Origin of the sequence: [Bacillus] selenitireducens MLS10, assembly GCF_000093085.1 — a bacterium.
GTDB lineage: Bacteria > Bacillota > Bacilli > Bacillales > Salisediminibacteriaceae > Salisediminibacterium > Salisediminibacterium selenitireducens.
On sequence record NC_014219.1, the window covers coordinates 2350334 to 2362953 of the forward strand.

Sequence of the window (12620 nt, forward strand, 5' to 3'; positions counted from 1 at the left end):
CCTCCTTTAATCTGCATATCTTTACATGTTATTTACGGCGCTTCGTATGTATCATACAAATGTTCCGCAAGCTTTGCCTGCGCCAATTCCAAATCCTCTCCCGATCGGAAACTGAGTCTCAATACCCCAAGCATATCGTTTCTCGCTTCGATAATTTGAATGTTTGTGATACTGATCCCTGCCCGTGCCAAAATGGCAGTCACATCGGAAATGACACCGGGGTGGTCCGGAACATCGACAAATAAATCATAGAATGGGAGCATTGCACCTTTTTTCCTTGCCGGCAATTGATCACGTGATTCTTTTGCCTTAGCGAAAAATTGATGGATCATTTCCGGGTCACCTTCTTTGAGCATCTCCTCCATGACATTGACCTGCTCTTTCCAGTCATGTAAAAGTTTCATCAGAATGTCGCGGTTATGCATCAGGATATCCCGCCACATGTCAGGCGAGGCTGATGCGATTCGGGTTAAATCCCGGAATCCTCCGGCTGCAAGCTGAGACACAATCGGATGGTGCGATTCTTCCTCTGCGAGTTGATGAACGAGACCGGACGCAATCATGTGCGGAAGGTGACTGATCAGCCCTGCAAAACGGTCATGCTCCTCTGCCGGCAGTTCGATAAATTTCGCTCTGGTGCCTTTTAGCAGATTCTGAAGTTTGATGCGTTCCGAATCATTTTGTTGGCCATTTGGCGACAGCACGTAAAAGGCATTCTCAAATAAACGGTCATTGGATGCCTCCACGCCTGTTTTATGGGAACCGGCCATTGGATGACCGCCAATGAAGACGATCCCCAGATCCGTCAGCTTTTTTGCTTTTTTGACAATCGACTGTTTCGTACTCCCGACATCTGTCACAATTACTCCTTCTTTTAAAGGAAGGCCCGCTAACTCGTCAATTAATGACAGGGCCGTAGCTACAGGAGTCGCCAGAATAATGACATCACTGTTAAGGGCGGCATCCGCTGCAGATGCCGCCGCTTCGTCAATGACTTGTAAGCTCTTGGCGAGTTTCATGGTTGATGGATCTTTATCATAGCCCGTGATGACAATATTCGGCTGCCCTTTTCGAATGGCAAGAGCCAATGATCCTCCAATAAGACCAAGTCCGATTATACTGACTCGTTTCATACAGATGTCACCCCTGATACCAGCCATTTTTCAAGTTCACTGATAATCAGATCGTTTTGCTCCGGTGATCCGAGTGTAATACGGATTCCCGTCGGAAATCCGAGGGCTTCGCCATTCCGGGTAATAAATCCGCGTCTAAGCAGATAATCAAAAATTTCACTCCCGGGTTTTTGCAGATCCATCAAAATGAAGTTGGTTTGGGAAGGGAAGTAATGAAACCCGTTCTTTTCACAAAAGCGCTCATACTTTTTCATTTCCTGGGCATTCTTCGTGATGCATTCCTCTATAAAGGCTTCATCCTTCAGTGCCGCAATCGCCGCTTTTTGGGCTACCGTGTTGGTGTTAAACGGTTCTCTTCCCGGATCAATGGCACGGATCAGATCTTCATTTGCCACGCCAAAACCGACACGGAGTGCGGCAATACCGTAGGCTTTTGAGAAGGTCCGCAGGATCATGAGATTCGGAAACTCATGGAGCATCGGCAGAGTGTCAGGGTAGTCATTTGCCGTAACATACTCAATATACGCTTCATCACTGATGATCAGTACATCCTCTGGCACCTTTTCTGCAAATCGCCTGAATTCTTCCGAAGAATTGTAGGTTCCTGTCGGATTATTCGGATTACAGACGAAAACCATTTTTGTTTGTTCGTCTATGGCTTCGAGCATGGCATCCAGATCATGGACACCTGCTTTCAGGGGTACTTCTTTAATCTTGGCACCTTCAATAACAGCATTGTGCCGATACTGAGAAAACGTCGGATCGGCCGTAACGATGTTATCTTCAGGTGTCAAAAAGGAGCGGCATAAAATCAGGATCACGTCATCTGAACCATTTCCAAAGATCAGCTGTTCCGGTTTAACAGAAAGCTTTTCTGCCACCGTCTCTCTCAGTTCTCTCGCATAGCCGTCAGGATATACGGCAATATTCTCATATGCTTCCATTATGGCTTCTTTTACATGCGGTGAAGCACCATATGGATTCTCATTGGAGGCAAGTTTGATGACTTCCGTCAATCCCAGCTCCCGTTTCACATCTTCAATCGGTTTTCCCGGCTGATAAGGTACAAGCCCTATCATGGATTCTTTGATTCTCACAGCTATCGCCTCCACATTGACATCTTACCCTCTATACTAGTACGAAATCAGATTCTGCACAAATGCTTTAATCTCATTCAAGGCTGCATCTTTCTCTTCCGGATTTTTTAATGAATCTTCAAGAGATGCTATTTTTCTGACAAGTGCACTGCCGACTATCGCTCCATCAGCATGTTCCTGAAAATACTGCACATGCTCAGGCGTTGAAATGCCGAATCCGGCAAGAACCGGAACCTTACTGAAGGATTTCACCGTGTTGATTTCTTCTTTCAGTGTTTCAGAGAATGATTCCCTTGTTCCGGTTACACCCAGCGATGTTACATAATACACAAAACCGTCTGCCTCTTTCGTGATTTTCTCCACTCGTGATTTTGAGCTTGGGGCAATAAGCGGGATCAGCGAGATGCCCTTTTCGCGGCAAAGCGCTCGATATTCATGGCTTTCTTCATATGGCAAATCAGGAATTAACAGTCCGTCAAATCCATAATCTTTCAATTCTTCTATCAATTTTGTGAAGCCGTAGCTCAATACAGGATTGACATAAGTAAACAGAACCGAAGGGACCGTCAGTCCCTTCGCACGGGCTTCCTTCATTTTTTGCAGAGAAACAGTCAGACTCCCGCCATTTTTTAACGCTCGCTGACCAGCCTGCTGGATGACCGGTCCATCTGCCAATGGATCTGAATAAGGAACCCCCCATTCAATCGCCTCGACTCCCGCATCCTGAAGCATCAGTGCGATTTCCACAGACAGATCAGGCGTTGGATCCGAACTCATCATATAAGGTACAAAGCGCTTTTCAGCATCCGTAAAAGCAGTATCGTTTAACCGGTTCATCACATACCATCCCCTTCCATCGTCTCCTGCAGAGTATGCACATCTTTGTCTCCACGACCGGAGAGACAGACAAGAATGGTTTCGTCTTTCGTCATTAAACCGGCCGTTTGTTTCACATAAGCCAGTGCATGGGCCGTCTCAATTGCGGGCAATATCCCTTCAAGTTCCGCAAGATCCTTCAGAGCGTCGAGCGCTTCGTCATCTGTAACCGGTACATAGTTCACCCGCTTTGTGTCCCGTAAATGTGCGTGCTCAGGTCCGATTCCAGGGTAATCAAGACCGGCAGATATAGAATACGGTTCAATAATATTGCCGTTATCATCCTGAATGAGATAGCTTAATGATCCGTGAAGCACACCTTTACGGCCTTTTGACAATGTTGCTGCATGTTCCTTTGTTGCCAAGCCTTTTCCCGCAGCTTCAACCCCCGTCATTTTCACACCGTCGTTTAAAAACGGGTAGAACATACCCATCGCATTACTGCCGCCACCGACGCACGCTACAATTTCATCAGGAAGACGACCGGTTTCACTCATCATCTGTTCTTTACTCTCATCCCCAATAACCCGTTGAAAATCTCTCACCATCATCGGATAAGGATGAGGACCAACAACGCTGCCGATTACATAAAACGTATCGTCCACATGCGCAACCCAGTGTCTGATCGCTTCATTGGTTGCATCCTTTAATGTCGAGCCACCTGAAGTGACTTCTATCACCTCAGCTCCGAGAAGTTTCATTCTGAAAACATTCAGTTCCTGGCGACGAATATCTTCAGCACCCATGAATACTTTACATTTCATACCGAACCGTGCAGCCATTGTCGCAGTTGCAACGCCGTGCTGACCTGCACCGGTCTCTGCGATGATTTCCGTTTTACCCATCCGCTTTGCCAACAGTCCCTGGGCCAGGGCATTATTGATTTTATGCGCACCGGTGTGGTTCAGATCTTCACGCTTTAAATAAATCTGCGCACCGCCATAGGCCTCAGTCAGTCTTGGTGCATGTGTCAGCGCGGTCGGTCTGCCTGAAAAACGCTGCAATTCTTTATTTAAATCATCGATAAATGCCTGATCTTCTTTGACTTCAAGAAATGCCTTTTCGAGTTCTTCAAGGGCATACATCAATGTTTCCGGAACGTACTTTCCCCCGAATTCTCCATATCTGCCAAATGAATCAGGTGCCTGATATAACTGCTTTGCTGTCTCTGTCATTTGTTTCAGCTTCCTTTCGTCTTTAACGCCATCAGTCTCGGTTCCGGAGGAAACATCAATTCCCTCAGCCCCATGATCGATCAGCGTCTGCATATTATCCGGTGTCACACCACCGGCAATCAGACAAGGTTTTCCTTGCCTGTTGGCTTCCTGAACATAGGCAGGTACGGCTTTCCAATCAAAAGAAGTGCCGGTTCCACCCCAGCCTTCAGGTGTCTTTGTATCAATCACAAAACCGTCTGCGACGTTTTGGTAAGCATTCATGACACTTACTCCATTCCCATGATGATGAATGGTTTTATAAATCATGGCATTTGTTCGTTCTTTCACTTTTAAGAGTTCAGCAACTTCTTCTGTGCCATGCGCCTGCACAATATCAATACCGGATGCTTCTGCATCCCGAATCATCACATCAGCAGATGCGTTGACAAACACTCCGGCAAGTTTCGTGCGCCCCGGAGGCACTGCGTCCACCCATTTCCTCACATCATGTGGGGGAACGCGCCGCTTCGATTCAGCAAAAATGAATCCGATATAGTCGGGTTCATAACGGACAGCCTTTTGGTAATCTTCCTCTGACGTAATACCGCAAAATTTAAGGGCGATCGTCAAGACGTCACCTCCCCGTTCATCAATTCATTGATGAAGCGTGTTTTATCCTCAGCGAGCATGAATGATTCTCCGGCAAGAATCCCTTTGGATCCGGCCTTTTGAATCCGTTTTATATCCGCATTTGTCCGGATCCCGCTTTCACTGATCAGCATGGATTCATCCGGAATCAGATGAGCAAGCTGTTCGGTTACCGCTAAATCCGTATGAAAGGTATGAAGATCACGGTTGTTTACTCCTAGAAGGGCGGGTGTCACAACAGAGAGCACATCCTCGGTTTCCTTTTGATTGTGAACTTCGACAAGGACATCCATGCCGAGTTCCACGGCTTCATCATAATATTCCTGCAGAGCTGATGGTTCGAGTATCGCAGCAATTAACAAAATCGCATCCGCCCCCATCCGCTCTGATTCTTTCACCTGCAGAGAATCGATAATAAAATCTTTACGCAACAAAGGGACCGATGATGTTTGTTTAATCCTTGTTAAATACTCCGAGTGCCCCTGGAAATACTGTTCATCTGTCAGAATCGAAATCCCATTGGCACCGGCCTGTTCATAAGCTTTAGCAATCTGTTCAGGATCAAAATCCTGACTGATGACGCCTCTTGAGGGACTGGCTTTTTTCACTTCTGCAATCACGCCAACGGGCCAGTCTGAATGACGAATGGCCTCCGTCAGAGAACGTTTCGGTGCATCCGTCATCCTGGATGCAGGAAGAACAATTCTCGTCAATTCGTCTTTTTTTGTATCTGTAATCTTTTCAAGAATGGTTTTCATATCATTCAGCCGCCTTTTCCGAAGTCTCTCTGAGCTTCAATCTTTCAAGATGCCCAAGCACCTGATCTCCCAGTGCACCCCGTGCTTTTGTAACGCCTTCTTTAATGCTTGAAACTTCACCGGCAGCATAGAGAGCGGCGCCTGCATTCAGTAATAAAAGATTTGTGGCATCTTCATGAGCCTCGTTCTTAAAGATCCTCATGATCAGTGCGGCACTTTCTTCAGAGGTTTCAACCACAGAGCTCGTCAGTGTTCCCCTCTTTAACCCGGCATCTTCAGGATCAAACGCGTACTCTGTGACTTTACCGTTTTGCACTTCAAGAATGGTCGATGCACCCGTTATGGTGAGTTCATCCAATCCGTCATGACCGCTGACAAACAGCACCTTTTCGAGCTCCATCCGGCTTGCAGCTTCTGCCATGACCCGGGCTTCCTCCGTCCCGTAGACGCCAATGATTCGGTGTTGTGCTCCGGCGGGGTTTGTAAGTGGACCAAGCAAATTAAAGACCGTTTTCATTTTCAATGCGGATCTTACAGGTCCGACATACTTCATCGCCTGATGGTAGTCAGGAGCAAAAAAGAAACTCAGTTGATGAGCCTCAAGAGCTGTTTTCGCCTCCTGTTGATTTCGCTGAAAGGGAATACCGAGCATTTCAAGGACATCTGCACTCCCTGTTTTTGAAGAAATGCTTCGGTTTCCGTGCTTCGCCACATGGACACCGAGACTGCTTACAAGAATAGCAGCTGCTGTCGAAACATTATACGTGCTCTGATCGTCTCCGCCTGTGCCGCACGTATCAAGAAGCTTACCATCGAGAGTGACGTTACTCGCCTTCGCCTGCATGCCTTTGGCAAACCCTGCAAGTTCCTCAGCAGTGACACCTCTGAATTGAATGACGGAAAGAACCGCCGCCATGGTCTCATGATTATGCATGCCGTTCATCATCTCTTCCACAAAAGATTGCGCCTCATATTCTGTGAGCGTTTCTTTTTGCATGAGCTTTTGTAACGTCTTGTTCATTTGATCCTGGCCTCCTCTGACTCCGCTCGTTTTTCAGCCAGCTGAATGGCATACAAGAGCGCTTTGGCTTTATTTCGCGTCTCTTCGTATTCCATTTCCGGTACAGAATCCTGGACAATACCGGCACCTGCCTGTACATGAGCCTTTCCGTTTTTGACAATCATCGTCCGTATAGCAATGCATGAGTCAATCGCATTGTTAAAGCCGCAGTAGGCAATAGCTCCGGCGTATACGCCCCGCCTCATCTGTTCAAGTTCCTGAATAATCTCCACTGCCCTGACTTTCGGCGCACCGGAAACTGTGCCCGCAGGGTGAGTTGCAAACAAAGCATCAAAAGGATGCAAGTCCTTCTTCAACTGCCCCGTCACTTTGGAAATAATATGCATCACATGTGAGAAGCGGGCGATTTCCATATAGGTGCCGACATTGACCGTGCCAAATTCACTCACCCTCCCGATGTCATTTCTCGCAAGATCCACAAGCATCAGATGCTCTGCCCGTTCTTTTTCATCAGCAAGCAATTCACTCGCCAGCTGCTTATCTTCCGCATCGTCTTTACCGCGCTTTCTCGTCCCTGCGATCGGATGGATTTCAAGCTCGCCGCTGCGATCAACTTTTAAGAGGCGCTCCGGAGAGCTTCCGATGACCTCTTGATGATCAAAGCGAATATAGTAAAGGTAAGGGGACGGATTTACTTTTCGCAAAACCCGGTATAAAGACAGACCATCCGCTTTGACCGGTACCTCAAAGCGTTGGGATAGAACCGCCTGAAAAATGTCGCCCTTCGCAATATAGTCCTTCACGATCCGAACGTGATCCATAAATTCCTCTTTCGTATAATTTGATGTCACATTCTCATATACATCTTCCTGTTGACCCTCATCAAAAGGGACAAACGCTGTTGATTCAGGCGGAGAATCTGCAAGTGTCTTGAGAATATACTGAATTTTTTCATTAGCAGCGGCATAGGCTTCGGCTGGCGTGTATCCGTTTAATTCCTGAAGGTGAACAACTGTTAATTCTTCTTTATCATGATGATAGGCCAGAATGGTTTCGCAGAATAAAAAGGACAGATCCGCTTCTTCTCCCTCAAACCGGTTTACACGGTCCTCAGTAAAACCGTACGATTCAAAGCTCGTGTATCCAACGGCACCACCTGGAAATGGAACATCCGTTTTTGATTCGGCCGGAGACAAGTGTTCGAGAGCCAATGTCCAGATAGCAGCCATTGAGCCTGCTTCATGCAGTTGTTCACCGGACTTGACATTTAAAAATCGAAATCCGTTCGCATCGCTTTCAATTTTATAAACGGGATTGAGGCCAATAAACGAATAATTGGACCATGGAGACAGTGGATCATTACTCTCGAGGATAAAAGCTGCTTCGCTTTCGAAATATTGAAATAATTGTATGGGTGTCCTCGTGTCCGCAAACACGGTTACGCTTTGCGGTATGGATTTGTATGTCTGACTTAACGTTTCAAACGCAGTCTGATTAAATTGGTACATGGTACTCATCTTCCTTTCCTTGGATACAAAGGAGGGAACCATGAACAAAGCGAGACAGGAAAAGAAAACCCGCCTGCAAATTTGGGCAGACGGGTAGTGTGGTAGACTTGTATCCGCTCTGCTCTGCTCATACTGTTCTCTGCTCTGTTACTAATACTCAGCTCTCATCTCAGTGGAAAGTGACTCTTCACTTTGCCTCACTGTTAACGGACATTTTACCCTGTTTATGTTCGCTTTGTCAAGGATAAGTCAGGCCGCAGCTTTACAGCCTCTTTTAAATATACATGATTGATTTCTTCTTGTGCCTTCGTCGTGTTCACGGTAACCATGACACGGATACATTTACCGAGGCTCCCTGGAACGTCAATTTCCTTCGCACACATCACAGGAACATATTGGAATCCTTCAAGCAATCTGAGTGCTTTCGCTGGAAATATAGCGTTCAAATCGGGTGTGACGGTGAACCAGACTTGTGAAATGTCCTCAGGGATCACATCATTGTCACTTACGAGTTTATCCAGCATTTCTTTTGAAGCACGCACGATTTCGTCCGCATCATTTTGTTCAACGGTGGTTGCCCCCCTGATTCCTCTAACGTTCATTTCCGCACCCCCTCTTCATCAAGTATCTGACAGACTGTCTCTTCATCCACTTCTCTCAGTTCAGGATCGCCAATACGATTCAGCAATACAAAATTGAGTTTTTGTGATGTTGATTTTTTATCACGTCTCATCAGCTTCAGTAGCTCTGATTGCGTGCATGTATCAGGAATCGAGAGCTGATACCCCTGATTATCAAGAAAATCAAAGATATGGGCCGTTTCATCGGCAGGTTGCATACCGAGTTTATCACCTAGCAGGATCGCAAAACGCATTCCGATGACAACCGCTTCGCCATGAGTGACTTCACCGTACCCGACATTTCCTTCCACTGCGTGCCCGAGGGTGTGGCCAAAATTAAGATAGGCACGAATCCCCTGCTCCCGTTCGTCTTCTTCAACAATCGATGCCTTGATCGATATTGAATATTCAAGCATCTGATTAACCTGTGAGCCTGTCAGGTTCTCTCTTTTTGGAAATTCATTCACAAGACTTGAAAGAAACTCAGGATCGCGAATAAACCCGTGTTTGATCACTTCTGCAAAACCGGATCGCCACTCGGCGTCAGTTAAGGTATTGAATACATCCGAATCAAACAGCACACCTGCAGGCGCGTGAAAGGCACCGATCATATTCTTTCCAAGCGGATGATTAATACCGGTTTTCCCACCTACGCTGCTGTCGTGAGCAAGCAGGGTTGTCGGTACTTGAAGAAATGGAATTCCTCTCATATACGTTGCCGCTGCAAAGCCGGCCAGATCTCCAACAACGCCGCCGCCAAGCGCAATCACAAGCGATTTTCGATCCAGCCCGGCCTGCAGCATCGCAGTCAGCACCTGTTCATAAGAGGAGATGGACTTACTGCTCTCACCTGCCGGCACGACTATGGTCTTAAACGAATAACCTGATCGTTCTAAGTGCTCCTTGACATCATCGCCGTAGTAGCGATTCACATTTTCGTCAGTAATGACCATAACCGATGATGCACCTGGACTCGTTTCTCTGATGGCATCGCCAATTTGTGCAAGCAAACCTGAGCCCACCCAAACTGGATAATGGTGACTGAACGCTTTCACAGTTAAAGAAGGAGGCTGCATTAAAAATCCCTCACTTCGTTCTGGTAATGCTCAAGATGCGCATGAATGTCTGGAATAGTGTCTGAACCGAACTTGTCCAGGAAGGCATCTGCTATCTCCCAGGCTACAGCTGCTTCACATACAACTGCTGCGGCAGGGACCGCACAGCTGTCAGACCGCTCAATACTTGCTGAAAACGGCTCTTTCGTTTCGATATCAACACTCTGCAGCGGTTTATATAATGTTGGAATGGGTTTCATTGCTCCCTTTACGACGACTGGCATGCCCGTCGTCATTCCTCCTTCAAAACCGCCAAGATTATTGGTTCGTCTTTGGTAACCGGTACCTTCGCTGTAAATAATCTCATCATGCACCTTACTGCCATTTCGTCTTGCTGCTTCAAAGCCGAGTCCGACTTCAACGCCTTTAAATGCATTGATGCTCATCACAGACATGGAAATCTTGGCATCGAGCTTTCGGTCATACTGGACGAAACTGCCAAGTCCAACGGGTACGTTTTCCGCAACGACTTCAACAATACCACCGATGGAGTCACCATTTTGCTTGGCATCATCGATTGCCTGTTTCATCTTTTCTTCCGCATTCGGATCTGTACAACGGACTTCTGACGCTTCAGAAAGCGCGATAATGTCCTCGACAGTCAGTGATTCATTTTTTTCAGCGACAACGTCTCCAATTTCAAGCACATGCCCGGCTATTTTCATCCCAAACTCTTCAAGGATTCGCTGAGCAACAGCTCCGACAGCCACTCTTACCGTTGTTTCCCGGGCTGAAGAACGTTCGAGGACGTTTCGCATATCACGGTGACGGTACTTTAATGCACCGTTTAAATCAGCATGCCCCGGTCTTGGGCGTGATATTTTCCGCTTTACTTCTTCTTCTTCACCCGGCTCGAGCGGTTCTGGGCCCATAATTTTTGTCCAATGCGTCCAGTCTTTATTCTCAACTACCAATGTAATGGGGGCACCCGTAGTCTTTCCGTGACGCACGCCACTTGTAATCCGGACCTGATCCTTTTCAATCTGCATTCGGCGTCCTCTTCCATACCCTTTTTGTCTTCTGGCCAGATGCTTGTTAATATCTTCAGCCGTCAGGCTCAACTGACTTGGCACACCTTCAATAATCGCAGTTAATTCAGGGCCGTGTGATTCACCCGCTGTTAAAAATCTCATGATTGGATCACCTTCAACTTTCTTTATCGCTTTTATGTGCTAAACTATTTGTTAGTTCTATTGTTCATGATTGTAACGAATTTTTCAAGGGAAAGGAACGATTTTTCTGAAATTATCGTAAAAAAAGATCAGGTTCCCTGATTTCAGGAACCTGATACAAATTACACTTCTTTGATTTTTTTGTAGAAAAAAGTCTGTTCAGCCTCAAGTCCAAATCGTTGCGGGTTAAAAATCTGTTCAGTGCTGCCGACAAAAAGAACGCCTCCAGGTTTCAGAGCCCGGCTGAAATTCATATAAATTTCCTCTTTTGCCTGTTCGGTAAAATAGATCATGACATTTCGGCAGACGATCAGATCGAACCCTTTGTCATAAGAATCCGCAAGGAGATTATGACGCCTGAAACGAATCTGGTTCTTTACATCATCCGTTACTTTATAGCCCATTTTGTCGATGTGAAAATACTTCGTCAACATATCTTTCGGCACATCTTTAATGGAACGCTCCGGATAAAATCCTTTAATTGCCCGATCAAGAATCGACTGGTCCAAATCCGTTGCCGTAACATCAAATTGACGGTCACTCAGGTACTTCCGCAGCAGCATGACGAGTGAATAAGGTTCTTCACCTGTTGAGCACGCTGCACTCCAAACCTTCAGTTTCGACGATTCCTTCATCAGTCTTGGCAAAATGACGGTTTCAAGAACATCCCAGCGTTGCGGATTTCTGAAAAATTCCGAAACATTGATCGTCATTCTTTGAAGGAATTCTTCAAAGAGTTCCTGATCTTTTGTCATACTCTCAAAGTAGTCATTAAAGGTTTTAAAATTTCGCTTATCCCTTAGGGAAGTCAATCTCCGCTTCATCTGAGCTTCTTTGTACAGACTTAAATCGATTCCGGTTTTTTTCCTGATTTTCTCCACGAACTGATTGTAATCATCCATTGGCACTGCCCCACTCCACAGATATTCTTATACTCTCTTATTTTTACCACAGAACGTGTGGAGTTTCCATCTTTATTCGATAACTTTTCTGTTTAAGTCAATATATGCAAGAGCACCGCTTGATGATCAGCCTGGCAATCAGACTTGGGTTTTTTAGCAGTCAGGTTATGCATTCTCCGGGAAAAAGAGCGAGGCTTCTCTTTCGGCACTTTTCACAGAATCAGAACCGTGAATAATATTTCGCGACATCTCCATTGCAAGATCGCCTCTGATCGTACCAGGTTGCGCATCAGCGGGGTTTGTGGCCCCCATCATCTTGCGCGCTTCTTTGACTACGTTCTCACCTTCCCAAATCATGGCGAATACCGGGCCTGACGTAATAAATGAAACCAGCTCCGGAAAGAACGGTTTGTCTTTATGCTCCTCGTAATGCTCCCTTGCCAGTTCTTCAGTAATTGTCATCATTTTGGCAGACGTCAGCGTAAATCCTTTTTGTTCAAAACGGCTTACAATCTCACCGACCAGTTTTCGATTGACACCGTCCGGTTTGACCATTAAAAAAGTGAATTCCATGACTCATCCTCCTGCATCTGTATGTAATATTGAAACCGCT

General features: G+C 46.3%; 12 protein-coding genes. All 12 read right to left on the reverse strand.

Translation table 11 applies throughout. The features are described 5' to 3' along the window. Positions 1–32 precede the first annotated feature (32 nt). Complete coding sequence (locus BSEL_RS10810) at positions 33–1133, reverse strand: prephenate dehydrogenase (RefSeq protein ID WP_013173046.1); 1101 nt, start codon at positions 1131–1133, stop codon at positions 33–35. Continuing rightward, a complete protein-coding gene (gene hisC / locus BSEL_RS10815) occupies positions 1130–2230 on the reverse strand; it encodes a histidinol-phosphate transaminase (protein WP_013173047.1) in 1101 nt (366 codons plus the stop codon). Before hisC ends, BSEL_RS10810 begins: the two co-directional genes overlap by 4 nt. Positions 2231–2266: 36 nt before the next feature. Continuing rightward, positions 2267–3067 (reverse strand): tryptophan synthase subunit alpha, encoded by an 801-nt coding sequence (trpA, locus tag BSEL_RS10820; RefSeq protein ID WP_013173048.1) that lies wholly within the window; start codon positions 3065–3067, stop codon positions 2267–2269. After that, a complete protein-coding gene (locus BSEL_RS10825; protein WP_013173049.1) occupies positions 3067–4893 on the reverse strand; it encodes a bifunctional phosphoribosylanthranilate isomerase/tryptophan synthase subunit beta in 1827 nt (608 codons plus the stop codon). The genes trpA and BSEL_RS10825 overlap by 1 nt, the downstream gene beginning before the upstream one ends. Beyond that, on the reverse strand, positions 4890–5660 hold the full coding sequence (gene trpC, locus BSEL_RS10830) for an indole-3-glycerol phosphate synthase TrpC (RefSeq protein ID WP_041582433.1): 771 nt from the start codon (positions 5658–5660) through the stop codon (positions 4890–4892). Before trpC ends, BSEL_RS10825 begins: the two co-directional genes overlap by 4 nt. Before the next feature lie 10 nt (positions 5661–5670). Next, complete coding sequence (gene trpD / locus BSEL_RS10835; protein WP_013173051.1) at positions 5671–6690, reverse strand: anthranilate phosphoribosyltransferase; 1020 nt, start codon at positions 6688–6690, stop codon at positions 5671–5673. Beyond that, positions 6687–8198, reverse strand: a complete 1512-nt coding sequence (gene trpE, locus BSEL_RS10840; RefSeq protein WP_041581913.1) for an anthranilate synthase component I — start codon at positions 8196–8198, stop codon at positions 6687–6689. Before trpE ends, trpD begins: the two co-directional genes overlap by 4 nt. 224 nt (positions 8199–8422) lie before the next feature. After that, complete coding sequence (gene aroH, locus BSEL_RS10845) at positions 8423–8800, reverse strand: chorismate mutase (RefSeq protein WP_013173053.1); 378 nt, start codon at positions 8798–8800, stop codon at positions 8423–8425. Further along, positions 8797–9894 carry a 3-dehydroquinate synthase gene (aroB, locus tag BSEL_RS10850; protein WP_013173054.1) on the reverse strand — a complete coding sequence of 366 codons (1098 nt, stop codon included), beginning with the start codon at positions 9892–9894 and terminating at the stop codon, positions 8797–8799. Before aroB ends, aroH begins: the two co-directional genes overlap by 4 nt. Next, on the reverse strand, positions 9894–11066 hold the full coding sequence (gene aroC / locus BSEL_RS10855) for a chorismate synthase (RefSeq protein ID WP_013173055.1): 1173 nt from the start codon (positions 11064–11066) through the stop codon (positions 9894–9896). The genes aroB and aroC overlap by 1 nt, the downstream gene beginning before the upstream one ends. Positions 11067–11227: 161 nt before the next feature. Further along, positions 11228–12007 (reverse strand): CheR family methyltransferase, encoded by a 780-nt coding sequence (locus tag BSEL_RS10860; RefSeq protein WP_041581915.1) that lies wholly within the window; start codon positions 12005–12007, stop codon positions 11228–11230. 165 nt (positions 12008–12172) lie between these two features. Continuing rightward, positions 12173–12580, reverse strand: a complete 408-nt coding sequence (gene ndk / locus BSEL_RS10865; protein ID WP_013173057.1) for a nucleoside-diphosphate kinase — start codon at positions 12578–12580, stop codon at positions 12173–12175. Positions 12581–12620 lie beyond the last annotated feature (40 nt).